The organism is Thiomonas sp. UBA7699 (assembly GCF_002482605.1).
In the GTDB taxonomy this organism is placed as follows: Bacteria; Pseudomonadota; Gammaproteobacteria; order Burkholderiales; family Burkholderiaceae_C; genus Thiomonas; species Thiomonas arsenitoxydans.
In genome coordinates this window covers 63,332-83,892 of the sequence record NZ_DLGH01000009.1, presented here as the reverse complement: position 1 = coordinate 83,892, position 20,561 = coordinate 63,332, and the positions used below count along the sequence as shown (strand labels likewise).

The 20,561-nt window shown below is 63.9% G+C and carries 18 protein-coding genes and 1 tRNA gene; 6 read left to right on the top strand and 13 right to left on the bottom strand.

Translation table 11 applies throughout. The features are described 5' to 3' along the window. Window positions 1-65: 65 nt before the first annotated feature. Window positions 66-2,861, top strand: a complete 2,796-nt coding sequence (locus B3H47_RS03490; RefSeq protein ID WP_286986047.1) for an EAL domain-containing protein — start codon at window positions 66-68, stop codon at window positions 2,859-2,861. Here B3H47_RS03490 and mltB read toward each other — a convergent pair. After that, entirely contained in the window at window positions 2,852-4,042 is a 1,191-nt protein-coding gene (gene mltB, locus B3H47_RS03485) for a lytic murein transglycosylase B (protein WP_286986045.1), read from the bottom strand. The two genes, B3H47_RS03490 and mltB, sit on opposite strands and share 10 nt — an antisense overlap. A gap of 140 nt (window positions 4,043-4,182) precedes the next feature. On the opposite strand from mltB, the gene B3H47_RS03480 reads away from it, so the two are divergent. From B3H47_RS03480 to B3H47_RS03470, 3 genes are all read left to right on the top strand, one after another. Further along, the gene (locus tag B3H47_RS03480) at window positions 4,183-6,198 is read left to right on the top strand and encodes a PhoX family protein (protein ID WP_276709635.1); all 2,016 of its coding nucleotides are present in this window, start codon (window positions 4,183-4,185) and stop codon (window positions 6,196-6,198) included. A gap of 170 nt (window positions 6,199-6,368) precedes the next feature. Continuing rightward, complete coding sequence (locus B3H47_RS03475; protein WP_276709637.1) at window positions 6,369-6,857, top strand: hypothetical protein; 489 nt, start codon at window positions 6,369-6,371, stop codon at window positions 6,855-6,857. 105 nt (window positions 6,858-6,962) lie between these two features. Next, window positions 6,963-7,505 carry an SCP2 sterol-binding domain-containing protein gene (locus tag B3H47_RS03470; protein ID WP_013106838.1) on the top strand — a complete coding sequence of 181 codons (543 nt, stop codon included), beginning with the start codon at window positions 6,963-6,965 and terminating at the stop codon, window positions 7,503-7,505. A gap of 77 nt (window positions 7,506-7,582) precedes the next feature. Here B3H47_RS03470 and B3H47_RS03465 read toward each other — a convergent pair whose 3' ends face one another. The 4 genes from B3H47_RS03465 to B3H47_RS03450 form a co-directional block, all read right to left on the bottom strand. After that, window positions 7,583-8,059 (bottom strand): DsrE family protein, encoded by a 477-nt coding sequence (locus tag B3H47_RS03465; RefSeq protein ID WP_013106837.1) that lies wholly within the window; start codon window positions 8,057-8,059, stop codon window positions 7,583-7,585. 40 nt (window positions 8,060-8,099) lie between these two features. Next, on the bottom strand, window positions 8,100-9,269 hold the full coding sequence (locus B3H47_RS03460; protein WP_286986042.1) for a porin: 1,170 nt from the start codon (window positions 9,267-9,269) through the stop codon (window positions 8,100-8,102). Between the two features lie 473 nt (window positions 9,270-9,742). After that, window positions 9,743-11,248 (bottom strand): ribonuclease G, encoded by a 1,506-nt coding sequence (gene rng, locus B3H47_RS03455; RefSeq protein ID WP_286986041.1) that lies wholly within the window; start codon window positions 11,246-11,248, stop codon window positions 9,743-9,745. Continuing rightward, entirely contained in the window at window positions 11,245-11,922 is a 678-nt protein-coding gene (locus tag B3H47_RS03450; RefSeq protein WP_286986039.1) for a Maf family protein, read from the bottom strand. Before B3H47_RS03450 ends, rng begins: the two co-directional genes overlap by 4 nt. Before the next feature lie 108 nt (window positions 11,923-12,030). Between B3H47_RS03450 and mpl the strand changes: the two genes are divergently transcribed. After that, on the top strand, window positions 12,031-13,527 hold the full coding sequence (mpl, locus tag B3H47_RS03445; RefSeq protein ID WP_286986038.1) for a UDP-N-acetylmuramate:L-alanyl-gamma-D-glutamyl-meso-diaminopimelate ligase: 1,497 nt from the start codon (window positions 12,031-12,033) through the stop codon (window positions 13,525-13,527). A gap of 10 nt (window positions 13,528-13,537) precedes the next feature. Further along, a complete protein-coding gene (gene aroC / locus B3H47_RS03440) occupies window positions 13,538-14,632 on the top strand; it encodes a chorismate synthase (protein WP_286986036.1) in 1,095 nt (364 codons plus the stop codon). A gap of 267 nt (window positions 14,633-14,899) precedes the next feature. Here aroC and B3H47_RS03435 read toward each other — a convergent pair whose 3' ends face one another. The 8 genes from B3H47_RS03435 to B3H47_RS03400 all read right to left on the bottom strand — a co-directional run bounded on the left by B3H47_RS03435 (window position 14,900) and on the right by B3H47_RS03400 (window position 20,507). Next, window positions 14,900-15,253 carry a helix-turn-helix transcriptional regulator gene (locus B3H47_RS03435; protein WP_286986034.1) on the bottom strand — a complete coding sequence of 118 codons (354 nt, stop codon included), beginning with the start codon at window positions 15,251-15,253 and terminating at the stop codon, window positions 14,900-14,902. A gap of 501 nt (window positions 15,254-15,754) precedes the next feature. Beyond that, window positions 15,755-15,829: transfer RNA gene (locus B3H47_RS03430), tRNA-Arg, on the bottom strand. A 30-nt stretch (window positions 15,830-15,859) separates the two neighbouring features. Continuing rightward, window positions 15,860-16,702 (bottom strand): lysophospholipid acyltransferase family protein, encoded by an 843-nt coding sequence (locus B3H47_RS03425; protein ID WP_286986033.1) that lies wholly within the window; start codon window positions 16,700-16,702, stop codon window positions 15,860-15,862. Then, on the bottom strand, window positions 16,699-18,003 hold the full coding sequence (locus B3H47_RS03420) for a dihydroorotase (RefSeq protein ID WP_286986031.1): 1,305 nt from the start codon (window positions 18,001-18,003) through the stop codon (window positions 16,699-16,701). Before B3H47_RS03420 ends, B3H47_RS03425 begins: the two co-directional genes overlap by 4 nt. Beyond that, window positions 18,000-18,968, bottom strand: coding sequence for an aspartate carbamoyltransferase catalytic subunit (locus tag B3H47_RS03415; protein WP_276732666.1), 969 nt, complete (start codon window positions 18,966-18,968; stop codon window positions 18,000-18,002). The genes B3H47_RS03420 and B3H47_RS03415 overlap by 4 nt, the downstream gene beginning before the upstream one ends. A 12-nt stretch (window positions 18,969-18,980) precedes the next feature. Further along, complete coding sequence (gene pyrR, locus B3H47_RS03410) at window positions 18,981-19,526, bottom strand: bifunctional pyr operon transcriptional regulator/uracil phosphoribosyltransferase PyrR (RefSeq protein WP_286986030.1); 546 nt, start codon at window positions 19,524-19,526, stop codon at window positions 18,981-18,983. 2 nt (window positions 19,527-19,528) lie between these two features. Continuing rightward, window positions 19,529-19,942 (bottom strand): Holliday junction resolvase RuvX, encoded by a 414-nt coding sequence (ruvX, locus tag B3H47_RS03405; protein WP_286986028.1) that lies wholly within the window; start codon window positions 19,940-19,942, stop codon window positions 19,529-19,531. Further along, a complete protein-coding gene (locus tag B3H47_RS03400) occupies window positions 19,935-20,507 on the bottom strand; it encodes a YqgE/AlgH family protein (RefSeq protein WP_013106825.1) in 573 nt (190 codons plus the stop codon). Before B3H47_RS03400 ends, ruvX begins: the two co-directional genes overlap by 8 nt. Window positions 20,508-20,561: the final 54 nt, after the last annotated feature.

Sequence of the window (20,561 nt, the reverse complement as noted above, 5' to 3'; positions counted from 1 at the left end):
GCCAGCGCAGGGTAAAGTGCAGCAAGCTTGAAATCCACCCCGATGATGTCCACTGCCCCGATTGAATGACTTCCGAGCCGAACGTCAACGGCGCCTCACCCGATACCCTGACTTTCGGGATGGAGCAGCAGTCCGAGCTGCCCTTGTCGGCCTCTGGTCAGGCGCCGCAACTGGCGCCGACGCCCATCGTGCAGCGCTGGATACGCCGCACTTACTGGACGCTGTTCATCACCTTCGTCGTGCTCGCGCTGGTCTACGCCGTGACCTCCTGGCGGGGGCAGCGCGAGATTCTCTACGGCTCGCTCGACACCAGTTCGAGTTTTCTGGTGAGCGCAACGCAGTCTTACTTCCAGGGTTTTTCGTCGGTGCTCGAAGCCACCGGCTCCGACCTTCAAGACAAGGCCGATTTGCTGCAGCATCCCGAAGTGCTGCAGATTCTGCTCGAACGCAGGCAGGCGCTGCTGCCGGGATCGCTGTCGATCAACATCGTATCGGCCGATGGGCGTTTTCTGGGCAGCTCGCTGCGCTCGGACAAACTCCCCGATCTGCAGCACTATCCCGATTTGCTGCATGCGCTGGCGCGCCTGCGCGCCCAGCCGCAGAAAAACAAGCTCATCATCGGTCGCCCCCTGATCGGTCCGCTGTTGGGTAAATGGGTGATCCCGCTGGTGCGCGAGATACCCGCGGGGCAGACGCATCCGGCGTTCTACGTCATTGCCGCGGTCAGTACCCAGGCTTTTCTGCAACAAACCCTGGCGAACACGGCGCTGCCTTACAGCGGAATTGCCGCCGTGCTGGCGCGCAACGATGGCTATGTGCTCGCCCGCTGGCCAGCACCCAAAGAAGCGTCGTTCTTCTCCAAGCCGCAGACCGGGGTATTCGCCCAGTCTTTGACCAATCAGCCGGCGACCCCTAGTGCGCATTACAACGGCTGGGTCGCAGCGGACGGTTCGATGCGTATCGGCAGTTGGCAGCGGTTGCCGGGCTATCCCGATCTGGCGGTGGCGGTTTCGGTGCCAGGCAGTCTGCTGTGGACGCAATACCTGCACACCATCTGGCCGCCGATGGTGGGGCTGTTGCTGCTGTTGCTGCTGCTCACCGTGCTGTATCGCTACGCCACGGGCCAGATCGGCCGCGAACAGGCGCTGGCGCAGGTTCAGCAGCAGCGGCTGCGTACCCTGGCTATCACCGATCCGCTCACGGCGGTCGGCAACCGCGCGCTATTGCGCGAGCGGCTCCAGGTGGCGCTTGAAACCGCCTGGAGACGTCAGGGCGAATTCGGCCTGCTCCTGCTCGATCTCGATGGCTTCAAACAAGTCAACGATGCCTATGGGCACTCGGCCGGCGATGCTTTGTTGCGCGAAACCGCGCAGCGTCTACAGACCATCCTGCGCGAAGGTGAAGTCATGGCCCGCATGGGCGGGGACGAATTCGCCGTGCTGCTGACGGAGGGGCTGGGCAGCGGCGAAATCGCGGCCGAAGCGGCGGCGCAGCGCATCCTCTCGGCGCTGCGCCAGCCCTTCGATCTGGGCGTGGGTCGGCAGGCGTCGATTTCGGTGAGTCTGGGCTGCGCACTTTATCCGCAAGACGGCGGCGATGCCGAAACCTTGCTGCGCCGCGCCGATCTGGCGCTCTATGCCGCCAAGGCTGCGGGGCGAGATCGCTACCTGCGTTTCAAGCCCGATTTCGAGCGCGAGGCGCAGCGCCAGAAAAATTTGCTCGAAAGCGTGGAGGCCGCCTTGCAGCAAGGGCGGCTGTCGCTCAATTACCAGCCCATCGTGGCCATCGGGGGTGATCCGGCGCGGCCCGCGGTGGTGGGCGTCGAAGCCTTGCTGCGTCTGCAGACCGAGCAGGGCGGGCAAATGGTGGCGGCCGACTTTGCCAGCGTGCTCGACCACGGACGGCTGGCGCGCGCCATCGGCCGCTTCGTGCTCGACCAGGCGCTGACCCAGGGCGTGCAGTGGCGCGCCGAGGGCTTGGAGCTGCATATCGCTGTCAATATCAGCGCCGAGCATCTTCTGGCGCCCGAGTTTCTGGACGATCTGCATCAGGCGCTGCACAACCATCCCGGTTTTCCCGCGAGCGGGCTGATGCTCGAGGTCACCGAGTCGGCGCCGCTGCGCAACCTGGAGCAGGCGCGGCAGATTTTGCAAAGCTGCCAGGATCTTGGCCTGAGCGTCGCGCTCGACGACTTCGGCACCGGCGCGGCCTCGCTCACTTACTTGCAGCAGTTGCCCGCGCAGTCGATCAAGATCGATCAGTCCTTCGTGCGCGACATGGTCAACGACCCGAAAGACTTCGCTATCGTCTCCGCCGTGGTCACCGCGGCCAATCTGCTCGGGCTGGAAGTCATTGGCGAAGGCGCCGAAACGCTGGAGCATCTCTCGGTGCTGGCGGCGATGAACTGCACCCTGGCGCAGGGCTACGCCATTGCCCGCCCGTTGCCCGCCGACGCCGTGGCCACCTGGGTGCAGACCTGGGTGCGGCCCACGGCCAATCTGCGCGCCGCCGAGTTCCCGCACGAAGTCGAGGTGGCGCAGTTGCGCCGGGTGGAACGGCTGCAGCAGGCGGTGCGCGGCGAGGTGCCGTTTCCCGACCATGTGCTCGATGTGGCGGCGGAAAACCAGTGCCACCTCGGCCTGTGGCTCAACGGTCAGGGGCGGCTGTATTACGGCCGCGACCCGCGCTACGCGCTGCTGCTGGAGCAGCATGCCGAAATCCATGAACTCGCGCGCCAGGCCAAGGCCGCGCTTGATCTGGGCGAGCTGAACGCCGCCCGCCGCTACGGGCAGGATGTGGCCGAGCTCAGCGCCATCGTGCTTGCGGGCATCCGCCAGCTCAGCGCCACGCCTCAGGATTGAGCTGCCGCCGCAGCAGCAGCCACTACTTCGCCCAGCTCGATGACCGCCAACGCGTAAAACGCCGACTGGTTGTAGCGGGTGATGACGTAAAAATTGTCCGTGCCCAGCACATAGTCGGGCGCGGCGTCGGCATTGGGCAGTTGCACCACGGCCAGCTTGCCCGCATAGGCGCGGGCCTGCGGCAGCAGCGGCAGGCCCATTGCCACGAGCTGGTCGGCGGTGAAGGTTGGCGTAATGTCGGGCCCGAGCAAGGTGTCGAGACTGGCCTGCGGCAGATCGGGCGGCAGTTGCAGGGGGAAGTGCGCTGGCTGGCCGCGCACCCAGCCCTTGGCCGCCAGATAGCTGGCCACCGAGCCGATGGCGTCTGCCGGGTCGTTGATCAGATCGATGCCGCCGCCGTGGTCGAAGTCCACCGCATATTTCAAGATGCTCTCGGGCATGAACTGCGGCATGCCGATGGCTCCCGCATACGAGCCGCGCACCTGCAGCGGGTTGCGTGCGTCTTGTGCGCACCACTGGAAAAAATCGCCGAGCTGCACGCCGAAGTAAGCGCTGCGGTCGCGCGGCGCCTGCGCGGGGTAACGCAGCGCCAGGGTCGAGAGCGCATCGACCACGCGGAAGTTGCCCATATTGCGGCCATAGATCGTCTCCACTCCGAGGATGCCCGCGACGATGTGCGGCGGCACGCCGTAGCGCTCCTGCGCTCGCTGGAACCACACGCCGAATTCCTGCATGAAGTCGCTGCCCGCGCCGATGCGCAGAATGTCGAGAAAGCGGCTGCGGTACACCCGCCAGTTTTTCTTGCCCGGCGGCCCCGGCAGAATGAGCCGTGCCACCGTCGCGCTGTATTGCGCCCGGCCGATCAGCCGCGCTACCAGCGCTTCGGGCAGCTTGTTGCGCTCCACAATGCGCGCAATCAAGGCCTGTACGGCGCCGACATTCCAGTCGCCCAGTTGGGCCGAAGACAGCGTTGCGGCTGGAGCCACGCTGCTCGCGCCGGGAAGCGGAGCGGATGTGGATGTATCAGCGCTCTGGGCCGAGGCCGCAGGGGGCAGCAGCGCGCCCAAAGCCAGTCCGGCGCCTGCGTGCAGGCAGCGGCGGCGGCCCATATTGTCGGGAGGGAAGGGGACTTGCGGGAGTTTGAACATCGAGGCGGGCAGCAGGCGGAGCAATGCCGACATGTTCGCACGATGGCGCTTTGCGCCGGACGCAAACGCGCAGGGCGCGGCAGACGATTCAACATCTTGTCACATTTGAACTGTAACTTTTCGTTTTCAGCCGTAACGCTATTGTTGTCGGCCCTTCCCTGATGGAGTTCAAGATGTCCCAATCCCCAGCCAATCCTTCACGACGCCAGGCCCTGAAGCTGTTCGGTGGCGCGCCTTTGCTGCCGCTGGGCGCCGGCCTGGGCGGTTCCGCCCTGCTCGCCGCCTGCGGTGGCGGCTCGACGGCGGCCACTGCGGCCACCGCCACCCCCACGGCCGCAGCCTTCACCGCGATGGCCGCGCCCGGCATCGCCGACCCGGCGAGCATGGCGACGACCAACGTCGCTTCGGCGCTCAAAGTGGCCTACAGCGACGGCAGCAGCCAGACTTACCAGCTTGGCTACCAACCGTTTTTCATCACTGGCCAGCAAGTACCCAACGGCAATGGCGGCACACTGATCGCCGGCAGTTACTTCGACATCAACGGCAAGCCCATCATGGATAACTCCGTGCCAGCGTCGGCACGACAGTTTTTCTCTGACGCCCCCGACGGCACGACGCTGCTAACGGTGCCGGGCGCGAAGGTGGCTGGGGTGAAGGGCAACACCGTGTTCGCCGTGGTGCAGTTCGAATACACCAGCCTGGATCAGGCGGGTGTCTCGGCCTACGGCAAACTGCCATCGCCCATCGCCGTGCTCACCCTCGACCAAGACCCGGCCACCGGCAAGCTCAGTCTGGTGAAGTATTACAACGTGCCCACCGCACCGGCCAATGGCCTGTGGATCACCTGCGGCGCCAGCTTGTCGCCCTGGGGCACCCATCTGTCCAGCGAAGAATACGAGCCCGACGCCGCCTCCATCGCCAAGAACACCCAGTTCCAGGCCTTCATCACCAATCTGTACGGCGACGCCGCCGCGGTGAGCGATCCGGTCAAGGCCAATCCTTATCTTTACGGCCATCTGCCCGAAGTTACCGTCAACGCCGACGGCACCGGCACGGTGAAAAAACACTACTGCATGGGCCGCATTTCGCATGAACTCATCCAGGTCATGCCCGACCAGCGCACCGCGCTGATGGGCGACGACGCCACCAACGGCGGCCTGTTCCTGTTCATCGCCGATAAAGCCGCCGACCTGTCGGCCGGCACGCTATACGTTGCTCAAGCAACGCAGACCAGCGCTCCGGGTGTGGGCACCGGCACCTTCACGCTGAAATGGGTGAACCTCGGCCATGCCACCAGCGCGGAAGTGCTGGCGCTGGCGCAGGCCGCGGCGCAAAACGGCGGCACGCCCAGCATCATGGACGTCAAGACCACCGACCCGGGCGATTCCACCTACACCCAGGTCTGGCTGGGCGGCAAGAAAAACTGGATCAAGCTCGTTCCGGGGCAGGAAAAGGCGGCAGCCTTCCTCGAAACCCACCGCTACGCCGGGCTCAAGGGCGGCACCATGGCCTTCACCAAAATGGAAGGCACGACCGTCAACGCCAAGGACAAGATCGCCTACTCCGCCATGTCCTATATCCAGTCGTCGATGGTCGATGGCTCGATCCCCGGCTTCAAAGTCGCCGGGCCGAAGGCCGGTGCGGTGTACGCCCTCAACCTCAAGGCCGGGCAAGTGGACACCAGCGGCGCCGCGATGAACAGCGAGTGGGTGCCGGTGGACATGGCTGCGCCTGCCGCGCTGGTGGGCGAAGACCTGGCCACGCCCGATGCCTTGGGCAATCTCGCCAATCCGAACAAGATCGCCAACCCCGACAATCTCAAGTTCTCGGAAAAGCTGCGCACCCTGTTCATCGGCGAAGACAGCGGCATGCATGTCAACAACTTCCTCTGGGCGTACAACGTCGATACCAAGCAACTCAGCCGCATCCTCTCCACCCCGGCGGGTGCCGAGAGCACTGGCTTGCAGGGCGTCGATGACGTGAACGGCTGGATGTATGTGATGAGCAACTTCCAGCACCCCGGCGACTGGGAGATCAAGACCGTCACCGCCAACGGCGTGACCAATACCACCGGCCTGCACGCCAAGGTGTACCAGACTCTGGAGCCACTGATCGACAAGAACTACGAAAACGGCTATGGCGCTGCCGTGGGCTACATCACCGGCTTGCCGCAGACCACCAAAGTCTGAGCATCCCACAGACGTTTCATCCAGACCCGCCGCGTGCGGGCCTTTTTTCTGCGGGTTCATCCCGGTGTCAATCGGGCGCCAAATCGGCATACTCCCTGGACTGTGGCGCAGCGTGTTGCGCGATCAAAACCAAGGAGACCGGTGCGGCGCCCAAGCCGCGCCCGAAGGAGATGTCTGCTGAATTGCCGCTCGATTGGATACTGGAAAAAACGCCCAAGGGTCGTGAAGAACTCGCCACCCGTGCCCACCATCTCCTGCCCGGGCAGCGCAATCTGCTCATCATGGCCGATGGCCATCGGCCGGTGGCCGAGTTGCTCAAAGCGGGCGCCGACCCCGAGCGCTGCCTGCTAGCGCTGCGCGGCTTGCTCGATGAGGGCTATCTGGTGCGCAACACCGCCGCGTCTCTCTCAGTTGCGCCCGCCTCCTTGTTTGCCGCCGACGCGCCGCAGCAGACCCCCCACGGCCTGCTCATCGCCCTCGTCGAAGAACAGTTTGGCGCCCAGGCCCCCCGGCTGGTGCAGAAAATCGAGCAACACCCCGATACACCCGAAGGCCATGCCGCTGCCGTGCAAGCCTGCGTCAAATTCATCCGTCTGTTCATCGACGAGAAACAAGCACAAGCCTTCGCTCAGCGCGCGCAGGAGCTGTTGCCTGACTGACCCACCCGCTTGAAATCCAGCCTGTCGCCGTGTCGTCGCGCCACGGCAGGGCTCCATCACCATCCCCTGCGCGAGTGTTTCAAACCCTCTTGGAGACAACCCCCCATGAAAACACTGTTCAACCCCCGCCGTTCGCTGCAAGCCTTCGGTCTGGCCGCCGGTCTGGCCCTGTCCTGCGTGTCGGCCACAGCCTGGGCCGACACCCCGGTGCTGATGTCGCCCCAATGGGCCAGCGAAGCCTGCACCGCCTGGAACAACACCCCCGAGCTGACCAACGGACTCAAGGGCGAGTTCATGCACGACGACAAAGGCCGCGGCTACAAGCTGGTGGAGATGTACCGCACCGATTGCGGCAAGGACACCGCGGTTGAACTCAAGTTGCAGTTGCAAAACGACAAGGCCATGTGCGTCTCCGGCGGCGCGCCCACCCTCAAGCCTAATTTCGATGTCGACTTTCTCATGCACGCCAACACCAAGCAGTGGGAAGAAATGGGCAAGGGCGAATACGGCCCGATGAAAGCCATGATGTTCGGTCGCCTCGAATTCCAGGGGCCGAAGATGGTGGCGATGCGCGCCATGGACCCGTTCTCCTCTTTCCTGCTGCTGGTCGGCAAAGTGCCGGGCAGCACGGCCACCTGCCCGAAATAAACAAGAGGTGCGTTTCACGCGCCTGAAATCAAAAAGACAGGGACGCAGTGCATCCCTATCTTTTTGATGTGCCTCGATCATAGACCAGGCTTCGGTGCTGAGGGATGGATATACGCCCACCCTTGCGCTTCCCGAATGGTGATTTCTCCCATTCCGGACGGCACCACAGTGATGAATGGATATAGATCCTTGCGATCCACATGCAACTCGCGCAAGGTATTGGCACATTGCGCTAACAGCACGCCCTGCTGTTGCAGAACTTGCAATTTTTTCTCAAAACCATTGTTCTTGACGTAGGCGGCGAATCCCTGGGCGTTGGCGATCAACTCGACCTGGACCTTGCCTTTGAGCCTGGGGTCATGGAGCAGGTTTTCTATATTGTTGATGGTCTTTTTGATAGCGCCTGGACTACCGGAGTCGATCTGGAAGATCGCACCGTAGTGCGACTGCGTGGCGATTGCCGGAACCGTATCCTCAGCGTGTGCCAGACCGGGCAAGAATGCAAATGTAGTGAGCGTTGCGCCAACAAGCGCACGTCGGATGAACATGTTCATGATGTTTCCTTGGACAAAGTGGGTAATGGCGCTGGAGCCATCAGAAGAAATGACGCAGGCCGATGGTTAGACCACTGGCACTCGCGCCGCCAACGGTTCCCTGTGCGGTGAAACCGTTATCGCCAACATACAAATCTGTTGCCGAATCGTTGCGGATGCGTGAATACGATGTATAGATGTTCGTCCTCTTGGAGAGCGGATAAAGATAACCAATGGCCACTTGCGTTGCAGTGGTGTCAGATTTGTTCATGTCACTGCGCCTGGAAATTGAAGCCAGAAATTTCCCTCGCGGCAGGGGAATAGTTGCGCCAAGCATCCATATTTTCAAATCCGGTACGAAATGTCCTGCCGCATAGGGCAGACCATCGCCGTATTTTTCGTCAGAGTAAAGTGCAGTCAGTTTGGCGACGGAAAAATCATATCCACCATAGAGCTGGACGACTTCATTATTGAACGAGCCCTGTTGGGTGAGCGTTGCAGCTGGACCGAATTCCCAGGCCAGTGCAACATAAGGATTAAATTTGCTGCCTGCGCTGTACGGATGGTTATTTTTTAGGTAATCAATTCCAGCGGTAAATTTTTTGGATTCATAATCCACGTTCAGTTCATAAGACTGTCCCTTTGAGAAGCTTCCGGGCTGTCCACCAAATGCGTAGAGCATGGCGGCCGTTAGCCCGCCAAAATCGGGAGTCCGGTATCCAACAGCCTGCGAAAATCGAACGTAGTTATAGCCTGCCGGGTCGATGTTTTTCACAGCCCCAGTCATCCCTGTCATGAATGGATCGATCTTGACGAGATTGTCATAATTCAGACTGTAAAAGCGACCGGCCTTAAAAACGCCATAGCGGCTTTTTAACCCCAGCACGCTGAGGCGACCCATGAACCCCCCACCCGAGCAAACACTCGATCCCACGGCACTGTTATCCCCTTTGTATACGAGGCTGCCTGGAAACGAATTAGTGCCGTTCCCACAAAATCCGGTTTCGACATAAAAAAATGTTTGCAAACCTCCTCCTAAATTTTCCTGTCCTCGTATCCCGATCCGGTCTGTGGATTGCACGCCGGAACCGAGCCGGTTCAGGCTGGTGTTGTCATAGGTCAGCCTTTCAATGCCCATGTCGATGACGCCGTAGAGCTGGGCACCCTCCTTAGCGTGGGCCATTTGACAGCATGCCCCTATGACTACAGCTGCCATGATGCTTTTTTTCATGCAATCTCCTCCTTGATCTATTTTTGAACCCGATAGCGTGCTGCTCGGCTCTGGACTGAAGGACTTCAGCAAGGCGGATTCAAATAGAGATTGCAACTCTCAACAAATGGATTTTTCTTGTTACTTATATGAATTAAATTTGTGTCAAATTCGGGGCATTAAATATAATAAAATAATTATATGGTGAAAAATATAATAATTATTTTCTTATATTTTAAGAATTTCAATGGGTTGCACGATTCCTCGGCATTCCTATCAGAAAATTCGCAAAGAATATTCATGCAATGAAGCCAATTGACACGGCGTGATCAGTCCAATCGCAGCAGGACGGCGAAGTCTCCGCTGTTACATTAAGACGGATTTGTTGCAAGTGGCCTGGCGCGTCCTTGGCTTTGCCGTCGTGCTGTCAAGCTGATTGCGCTGGACAAACCGTATCGACCAGCTCAGGACTGGCGGGAAACAGGCGGGGGCTGTCAGGTCAGCACAATGTCGTACTGTTGCTGCGAAAACGCGGGCTCGACCTGCAGCGAGACGGGCTTGCCGATGAAGTCGGAGAGCGAGGCCAGATGCTGGCTTTCTTCTTCGAGGAACAGGTCGATGACGTCGGCGGCGCCGACGATGCGGAACTCGCGCGGGTTGAATTGTTTGGCCTCGCGCAGAATTTCGCGCAGGATTTCATAGCACACGGTGCGCGCGGTTTTCACTTGCCCCAGCCCGCCGCAGGTGGGGCAGGGCTCCAGCAGCATGTGCGCCAGCGAGTCTCGGGTGCGTTTGCGGGTGAGTTCCACCAGGCCGAGTTGCGAGAAGCCGCTGACGGTGACTTTCACCTTGTCGCGCGCCAGCGATTTACGCAGTTCGTCGAGCACGGCGGCGCGGTGCTGGGCGTTGTGCATGTCGATGAAGTCGATGATGATGATGCCGCCCAGATTGCGCAGTCGCAGTTGGCGCGCGATGGCCTGGGTGGCTTCCAGATTGGTGCGGTAGATGGTGTCGTCGAAGTTGCGCGCGCCGACGAAACCGCCGGTGTTGACGTCGATGGTGGTCATCGCCTCGGTCTGGTCGATGATGAGGTAGCCGCCGGATTTGAGATCGACCCGCCGCCCCAGCGCGCGCTCGATTTCCTCGTCCACGTTGGCGGTCTCGAACAGCGGGCGCTCGCCGCGGTAGAGCTGCAGGCGGCCGCTGACGCGGGGCATGTATTCGGCGGCGAAGCTCTGAAGCTGCTCGAAGTTTTCGCGCGAGTCGATCTGCACGCTGCGGGTGGCGTCGCTCACCAGATCGCGCAGCACGCGTTGCGCCAGGCTGAGTTCCTGGTAGATCAGGGCGCTGGGACTGGTGACGTGCGCGCGCTGCTGAATGGCGGCCCAGGTCTTGCGCAGGTAGGCGATGTCTTCGGCCAGCTCCGCGTCGCTGGCGTCTTCGGCATTGGTGCGCACGATGAAACCTTGCGAATCGCCGGCATCCGCCGCCAGCAGGGCGCTCATGCGTTCGCGCAATGCGGTGCGCAGCTCTGCGCCGTCGATTTTTTGCGAAATGCCGATATGGTTGTCTTGCGGCAGGTGCACCAGCATGCGTCCGGCCAGGCTGATCTGCGTGGTCAGGCGCGCGCCCTTGGTGTTGATCGGGTCTTTGAGCACCTGCACCATCAACGTCTGGCCTTCGTAGATCAGCTTTTCGATGGGCTGAAGGGGCGGTGCTGTCGCGGCTTCGCTGGCGGCCTCGGTGGGCACGGGAATGGCCTGGCGCTGCCACAGGTCGGCCACATGCAAAAAGGCGGTGCGCTCCAGACCGATATCGATGAAGGCGGACTGCATGCCGGGCAGCACCCGTGCCACTTTGCCCAGATAGATATTGCCCACCAGACCGCGTTCCAGGCTGCGTTCAATGTGCAGTTCCTGCACCGCGGCGTGGGCCACCAAGGCGACCCGGGTTTCCTGCGGGGTGATGTTGATGAGAATGTCTTCGGGTGTGGGATTCATGGGCGCGTTGTCTCTTGTGGTGTGGGGCTGTGCGGGTGGGCAGACCAACCGGCTGCGCGCAGCAGCTGCAGGGTTTCAAACAGCGGCAGGCCGATGATGCCACTGGCGCTGCCGCTGAGGTGTTCCACGAAGGCCGCGCCGCGCCCTTGCAGGGCATAGGCGCCGGCCTTGCCAAAAGGCTCGCCGCTGGCGATGTAGTCGGCGATGTCCTGCTCGCTCAAGGCGGCGAAGCGCACCTGCGAGGTTTGCAGCGCCGCGTGTCGCGCCGCGCCTCGCTGCACGCAGACCGCGGTGAGCACCTGGTGCGTTTTGCCTGAAAGGGTGCGAAGAATGCGCGCGGCGTCGTCGGCGCTTTCCGGCTTGCCGTAAATCACGCCGTCCAGCGCCACGGTGGTGTCGGCGCACAGCAACACGGCGGCCTCGGGCGAGACCTCGGGGCGGCAGCGGGCCAGACGCTCGCGCGCCGCCTCCAGCTTGAGGCGGGTGACGCGCTGCACATAGTCGGCCGGAGGCTCGCCGGGCAGCGCGGCTTCCAGCGCCTCGCTGTCTTCGTCGGGCAGCGGCGCCAGCAGTTCGAAGGGCACGCCGATCTGCCACAGCAACTCCTGCCGCCGCGGGCTGGCGGAGGCCAGATAGACGGTGATGGCGGACGTGCGGTCTAGGTTGGGCTGCATGCGGGGAGCGGAAAACGACGGAGCGCTTATTGTCCGTGTAAACGCCTGTGAAAACCGGTTTATGCGGGTTTGCGGCGGTGCGGACGGCGGCTCCTAGAATCTGCCGCCATGCATATTCATATTCTTGGCATTTGCGGTACCTTCATGGGCGGCCTGGCGGCGCTGGCGAAGGAGTCCGGGCACCGCGTGACCGGCTGCGACGCGCAGGTCTATCCGCCCATGAGCACGCAGTTGCAGCAGTTGGGCATCGAACTGGTCGAGGGCTACGGCGCCGACCAACTCGCGCTCAGGCCCGATCTGTGGGTCATCGGCAATGTGGTGTCGCGCGGCAATGCCTTGATGGAGGCGATTCTCGATGCCGGGCAGCCTTACATCAGCGGGCCGCAGTGGCTGGCCGAGCATGTGCTGCAGGGCCGCTGGACGCTGGCGATCGCCGGTACGCACGGCAAGACCACCACCACCTCGATGCTGGCGCACATTCTCGACGTTGCCGGGCTGAAGCCCGGTTTTCTCATCGGCGGCGTGCCGCTGGACTTTGGGGCCTCGGCGCGTTTGGGGGGCGACAAGACTCCCCACCCCAACCCTCCCCGCGAGCAGGGACGGAGCGATCTCGCTTCTTCCCCGCGCGGGGAGGGGGAAAGCTCCTCCTCCACAACGTGGGGGAGGCTGGGAGGGGGAGGCTTTTTCGTCATCGAAGCCGACGAATACGACACCGCCTTTTTCGACAAACGCTCCAAGTTCGTGCATTACCGCCCGCGCACCGCCGTGCTCAACAACCTGGAGTTCGACCACGCCGACATCTTCCCCGATCTCGCCGCCATCGAAACCCAGTTCCACCATCTGGTGCGCACCGTGCCGTGCAGCGGGCAGCTCGTGGTCAACGCCCGCTCGGACGCCTTGCAGCGCGTGCTCGCGCGCGGCTGCTGGAGCGAAGTGGTGCGCTTCGACGACGATGAGAACGGCTGGAGCGCGCAGGGCGGCGAGCAGCAGTTCGAGGTGCGGCTGCGCGGCAAACGCATGGGCGAAGTGCGCTGGAACCAAACCGGCGCGCACAACCGCAGCAATGCCCTGGCCGCCATTGCCGCGGCCCAGCACGCCGGGGTGTTCGCCGACGAAGCCTGCGCCGCGCTGTGCAGCTTTCAGGGCGTGAAGCGCCGTATGGAACTGCGCGGCACCGCGGGCGGCGTGCAGGTCATCGACGACTTCGCCCACCACCCCACGGCCATCGCCACCACGATCGCCGGGCTGCGGCATCGCATGCAAGCCGATTCCCATGCCGCTTCAGGCCGCATTCTGGCGGTGTTCGAGCCGCGTTCCAACACCATGAAACTCGGCGCGATGAAGGCGCTGCTGCCTGGCGCCCTGTCGGGCGCCGACCTGAGCTTTGGCTACGCCGGCGGCTTGGGCTGGAACCTCGCCGAAGCGCTGCAGCCGCTGGGCGACAAGGCGCAGGCGTTCGACGATCTCGGCGCGCTGGTGGCCGCCGTGGCCGCAGCCGCCCGCCCCGGCGACCGCGTGCTGGTGATGAGCAACGGCGGCTTTGGCGGGGTGCACGACAAGCTGCTCGACGCCTTGCAAGCGCGCGACCTTCCCCCTCAACCCTGAAAGTCCTCCCATGTCCGGCAACACCCTCGGCCTGCTGTTTGCAGTCACCACCTTCGGCGAATCCCACGGCCCGGCCATCGGTTGTGTCATCGACGGCTGCCCGCCCGGCATGGCGTTGAGCGAGGCCGACATCCAGCCCGATCTCGACCGCCGCCGTCCGGGCACCAGCCGCCATGTGACGCAGCGGCAGGAAGCCGATCAGGTGGAAATCCTCTCCGGCGTGTTCGAGGGCAAGACCACCGGCACGCCCATCGCCCTGCTCATCCGCAACACCGACCAGCGCAGCAAGGACTACGGCAACATCCTGAACACCTTCCGTCCCGGCCATGCCGACTACACCTATTGGCGCAAATACGGCCTGCGCGATCCGCGCGGCGGCGGTCGCTCATCGGCCCGGCTCACCGCGCCCATCGTCGCCGCCGGTGCGGTGGCCAAGAAGTGGCTGGCCGCGCAGTACGGCGTGACGGTTCGCGCCTGCATGACCCAGCTCGGCGAAGTGCCCATCCCTTTTCAGACCTGGGATGCGGTGCATCAGAACCCGTTCTTCTCGCCCAACGCCGACATCGTGCCCGAGCTGGAGGCGTATATGGACGCGCTGCGCAAATCGGGCGACTCGGTCGGCGCGCGCATCATGGTTGCCGCCAGCGGCGTGCCCGCAGGCTGGGGCGAGCCGCTGTACGACAAACTCGACGCCGACATCGCCCACGCGCTCATGGGGCTGAACGCGGTGAAGGGCGTGGAGATCGGCGCGGGCTTTGCCAGCGTGGCGCAAAAAGGCACGCAGCATGGCGACGAACTCACCCCGCAGGGCTTCACCTCGAACAACGCCGGCGGCGTGCTCGGCGGCATCAGCACCGGGCAGGACGTGGTGGCCTCCATCGCCATCAAACCCACATCGAGCATCCGCCTGCCGCGGCAGTCCGTGGACCTGCACAACGCGCCCACCACGGTGGAAACGCATGGTCGGCACGATCCCTGCGTGGGCATCCGCGCCGCGCCCATCGCCGAAGCGCTGGTGGCCATCGTCCTCATCGACCACGCCCTGCGCCACCGCGCGCAATGCGGCGACGTGCAATTCGACGTGCCGCCTATTGCGGGCACCTGAAGATGACCAAGCTGCTGATCTGATCCCGGCTTTGCTCGCCCTGGGATGGCCACTTGAAAAATGGTCTCCCAGGCGCGTGAGCTGGCATCACATGAGCAGTGGCGTGCCGCATGCGCTAAGCAGAAGTGGCACGGCAAAAATAGCGGCAATCAAAAGTAGTCTGGACATGACGTTCTCCTTAGGTGATTAGATTTCTGGGATCCTCTGGAACAGCCAATTGCTGTTCCATTGGTTTTCAACTTAGGCCGCGTGCGCGTACAAAAACACCTACTGATCAGTAGTGATCCGCCGCGAATGCGGGGTCAAAGCGGCTCCTCGTAGCCAGAGTGACATGAATTCGGTACGTCCATGCACGCCGAACTTGCGATAGATGCTCGTCGCATATTGGTGCAGTGTCGCTTCGGTCAGGCCGAGGTGGTTGGCGATGACCTTCTCACGGTCGCCATTGAGCAACTCCGGAACCAGTCGCTGTTCGGCAGGGGACAGGGGTTCGGCGCACAAGCCAAGACCATGCCCGCAGAGCAACTGCCAATGGAACCACTTGATACCGCGCAGCGCCTCTACGGCCCGCTGCATGAGGGCTGCGTCAAAAATTTTTCCGTTGATACAGGTGTCGAACATGAATGCCGACTCAGCGTGGGCATTGACTGGCGAGACGATCCACGTCCGGGTGGAAATGTTGGGCTGGTGATCGAAAAGGAGTAGTGCTGGGTCTGCTCATGCGCCGTCGGGTCGAACATCCCGGTGCACATGCTGAAGCTGCGAAACGTTCCAGAGGTGGCGACAATCATTTGCGCGGCTGCGTCGGCAGTTGGCGTCTGCATGATCGGCGTGCCGTGCTGGATACGCTCTGGGGTTGTGAATTCGGTGCGCAGCATTTCCACAGATGCGCCAATTCGCCACCCCTTGAGCAAATCAGGGCGCTGGGCCTTGTGGGGAAGGCGCACAAGGCCCATCCAGTACCCGTTTTGTGAGCCAGTCCAATCGCACAGGGTTCTCAGACAGAGTGCCAACGCTGCCTGCATATCCTGCGTGCCGTGGTCGGCCAAGTCGTCCCATAGACGATACACGTCGTCGTCGAGCGGGGTATGCATTGGTTCTTCTTTTTATGGGCAGCCAAATTGGTCCCGCCGACAGGAATCGAACCTGTATTTGCCGCTTAGGAGGCAGCTGTTCTATCCATTGAACTACGGCGAGGTGTGCGCCCGAATTGTAGGCGCGCAGGGTTCAGCGGCTATCGCGCAAGCGCTGGTGGAGGTGCTCGGCGATGGCCTCGCGGGTCTGCTGGGCCAGGGCGCGGCGGCTGGGCGCGCGCAGCGGGGGCAGGTAGTTGACTTCCACGCGCAGGGGGGCGGCGGCGCTCATGCGCCACAGGCTGCCGACCATGGTTTCGTCGCCCACATACGAGGCGGCACGGCTGAAGCGGCCGCTGCGCTGGTCGGCGTAGAACAGCAGCACGGGTTGCACCGCGGCGGGGCAGTCTGATGAGCAGGCGGCCTGGAACAGATTGGCATGAAACGGCAGCAGATCGTGGCCGTAGCTGGTGGTGCCTTCGGGAAACACGCCGACATGGTCGCCGTCTTGCAGGCATTGCGCCATCTGGTGGATCACGCGCACCACGTCTTGCGCGCGCTCGCGCTCGATGAACAGCGTGCCCACGCCGCGCACCAGCGGGCCGATGAGGGGCCACCCTGCCGCCTCCGACTTGGAGACGAAGCGCACGGGCTGCACGGCGTTGATGGCGAAGATGTCGATCCACGACACATGGTTGGCGGCAACTAAAGACGGGGTTTGCTGCGGCGCGCCGTTGACCTGTAGCGCAATGCCGCTGAGCCGCAGCAGCTCGGCCGACCAGTCGCGGATCTGTTGCTGTTTTCCAGCCGCGTCGAGCTGGGGAAACAGTTGACGCACGATGCGCTGGCCGCGTAGGGCGTGGGCGCTGAGCCGGGTCAGCCGGGTGGCGAAACGCAGCGGCGCGCTGACGCGGCGCAACACCGGCGCGGGGGTTTGGGCGGGCGGCTCGCAGAGCAGCGCCGGAGGGTTTTCGGCGGGCTGCGGCGCCGGGTTCATGCAGGAGTGGCGACGGGCTGCGCGCTCCACACCACGCGGCCGTCGATCACGGCGTGCCGGGTGCGGCCAGGTAGTTCCTGCTCGGCCAGAGGAGTGTGGCGGCTCTGGCTTTGCAGGGCGTCAGGCAGGGCGCGCCAGCGGGCCTGCGGATCGACGAGGATGAGCTCGGCCGCCGCGCCGGCTTCCAGCGTGGCCGGGGGCAGACCGGCGGCCTGCGCGGCGCGGTGGCCCACACAGTCCAGCGCCTTGACCAGCGGCAGGCCGCTGTCGGCGGCGAATTGCAGTGCGGTGGACAGCAGCAACTCCAGCCCGGTGGCGCCGGGCGCAGCGTCGGCGAAGGTCTGGGTCTTGTCGTCGGCGCTGATGGGGGTGTGGTCGGAGCACAGCGCGTCGATGGTGCCGTCGGCCAAGGCGACGCGCAGGGCGTCGCGGTCTCGGCTCTGGCGCAGCGGCGGGTCGAGCCGGGCGCGGGCGTCGAAGTAGCCGATGTCCAGATCGGTGAGCATGAGGTTGTTGATCGACACGTCGCAGGTCAGCGGCAGCCCTTCGGCCTTGGCCTGGCGGACCAGCGCAACGCCTGCGGCGCTGGAGAGCTTGCTCACATGCACCGCGCAGCCGGTGGCGCGCATCAGCTCGAACAAGGTGTGCAGTGCCACGGTTTCGGCCATGGCGGGCACCCCGCTCAGGCCCAGGCGCTGGGCGTAGGCGCCGCTGGCGGCGATGCCGCCGCGGCTGAGCGAGGCGTCCTGCGCACGCAGCCAGACCTTGTAGCCGAAAGTGCTGGCGTATTGCATGGCGCTATAGAGCACCTTGGTGTCGGTCATCGGCGTGTCGGCTTGGGAGAAGCCGATGCAGCTCGCCCGGGTGAGTTCGGCCATTTCGCTCAAGCTCTCGCCTTTGAGGCCTTTGGTGAGCGCACCCAGCGGATAGACGCGGGCGCTTTTGATGCGCCGGGCGCGCCAGCGCAGCATTTCCACCAGGCTGGGTTCGTCGAGCACGGGGTCGGTGTCGGGCGAGCACACCACGCGGGTGACGCCGCCGGCCAGCGCCGCGCGCAGTTCGGTTTCCAGCATGCCCTCGTGCTCATAGCCGGGCTCGCCCAGGCGGGCGCACAGGTCGATGAGACCGGGCAGGACGAGCAGACCGCGCGCGTCGAGCGTCTGCTCGGGGGTGAAGCCTTCGGGCGCTTTGCCCACGGCGACGATGCGCTCGCCGGAGATGGCGATATCGCCCTCGGTATCGAGCCCACGTAGCGGGTCGATGAGGCGGCCGCCGCGGATCAGAAGTTGCGTGGTGCTCATGCGGGGCTTTCGGTGGAGGCGACGATGGACAGCACGGCCATGCGCACAGCGATGCCGAAGCGCACTTGGTCGAGGATGACGCTGCGTGGCCCATCAGCCACGCTGCTGTCGATCTCGACGCCGCGATTGATGGGGCCGGGATGCATGACGATGACATCGGGCTTGGCCAGTGCCAGGCGCTCGGGCGTGAGGCCATAGGTCATGTTGAATTCATGCGCGGACGGCAGCAGTGCGCCCGACATGCGCTCGTTCTGCAAGCGCAGCATCATGATGACGTCGGCGCCGCGGATGCCCTCGGCCATGTCGTGGCAGACGCGCACGCCCATGTCGCGCAGATTGTCGGGCGCCAGGGTCTTGGGGCCGACGGCGCGCACCTCGGCGGCGCCCAGCGTGGTGAGCGCGTGAATGGCCGAGCGCGCCACGCGCGAATGCACGATGTCGCCGACGATGGCCACGGTGAGGTTGCTGAAGTCGCCCTTGAAATGACGGATGGTGTACATGTCCAGCAGGCCCTGGGTGGGGTGGGCATGACGGCCATCGCCGGCGTTGACGATGTGCACATGCGGGGGCGTGTGCTGGGCGATGAGAAAGGGCGCGCCGCTGTCGGAATGGCGCACGACGAACACATCGGCATCCATCGCTTCGAGGTTGGCGATGGTGTCGAGCAGGCTCTCGCCCTTGCTCGTGCTGGAGCGCTGGATGTCCAGATTGAACACGTCGGCCGACAGGCGTTGCGCCGCGATCTCGAAGGTGGTGCGGGTGCGGGTGCTGTTTTCGAAGAACAGGTTGAACACGCTCTTGCCGCGCAGCAGCGGCACTTTTTTCACTTCGCGGCTGCCGAAGCTGACAAAGCCCTGCGCGGTGTCGAGGATGTGCGTGAGCACGTCGCGCGGCAAGCCTTCGGGGGTGAGCAGGTGGCGCAGCTCGCCGTTTTTGTTGAGTTGGGGGTTGTGGGCGCGGGTCATGGCCGACTTCATTTACTTGTTCACCAGATCGAAACGGAAGCGGATGCCCTCCAACACGTCCTCATCGCGCAGCAGCGCCAGCGAGACCTCGTCGGGCAGATCGAGGAGGGTGCTGGCGGCGATTTGCGGGCAGATGGGCAGCTCGCGGCCGCCGCGATCGACCAGCACCGCCAGGTCGATGCGCGCCGGACGGCCGAAATCGAACAGCTCGTTCATCGCGGCGCGGATGGTGCGGCCGGTGTGCAGCACGTCGTCGATCAGCAGCACGGCCTGATCGGCGATGGGCACGGGCAGCGCGGTGCGATTGGCGCTGGGGTGCAGACCGCGGGTGGCGAAGTCGTCGCGGTGAAAGGTCGAAGACACCACGCCGTAGGGCTGCGCCAGTTGCAGGTCGGCGTGCAGCCGCTGCGCCAGCCAGGCGCCGCCGGAATAGATGCCGATGAGCAAGGGCGGCTCGGCCTGTGCTGCGACAGCGCTGCGAACCTGCGCGAGCAATTGGGCGTAGAGCCCCTCGGCGTCTGGAGGGGCGGCGATTGGGGAAGCAGGAGAGGAAGGCATGGTCAGCGTTGCTGCAGGTATTGTTCGACGATGAGCTGGGCGGCGGCGCTGTCCACATCTTTGGCGCCGTCGTCTTCGGCGGCGACCGAGGTGTAGCGTTCATCGACCAGCGCCACCGGCAGCCGGAATCGGCCTTCAAGCTGGCGGGCGAAGCGCTGGGCGTGGGCGGTATTGTCGTGCGCGGCGCCGTCGGGGTGCAAGGGCAGACCGACCACGAGCTGCTGCGGCTGCCACTCGCGAATGAGCACGGCGATGGCGTCGAACTTGAGGTCGTTGCGATCGGCGCGCAGGCTGCGCAGCGCCGTGGCGCTGCGGGTGAGGCTGTTGCCTACCGCCGTGCCGATGCGCTTGGCGCCCCAGTCGAAACCCAGAACCGTGATCTCACGGCCCGCGGCGGGCTGCATGGCCTCAGGCATGTCCTGCGGTTTGCGACAACATGGCCGGGTTGAAGCCCAGCAGCGCCATGGCCGCGTTGAAGCGGGCCTCCACCGGGGTGTCGAACAACACGATGGGGTCGGCCTCGACGGTAAGCCAGCCGTTCTGGCCGAGTTCTTCTTCGAGCTGCCCGGCGCTCCAGCCAGAGTAGCCCAGGGTGATGAGGCTGCGCGTCGGCCCGTCGCCCGCGGCCATGTGTTCGAGCACGTCCTTGGAGGTGGTCATTTGCAGGCCACCGGGAATGTCGAGGCTGGAGGCATAGGCCGTATCGGTGGTTTCGTGCAGTACGAAGCCGCGCTCGGTCTGCACCGGGCCGCCCTGCAGCACAGGCTGCGAGGCGTACAGTCCCGCGTGGTCGAGGCCAACGCGTTCGAACAATTCCTTGACGGTAATGTCCGACGGGCGGTTGATGATCAAGCCGAGCGCGCCGCGCGCGGAGTGCTCGCAGACATACACCACGGTACCGGCAAAGTTCTCGTCGGCCATGCCCGGCATGGCGATCAAAAACTGGTTGCTCAGATTGGAGGCGTCGGGGCGAGGGTTCATGGGGTGGAGTTTATCGCGCCGGGCCGCAGATTTTGTGCTGCTGGGTTATGGTTG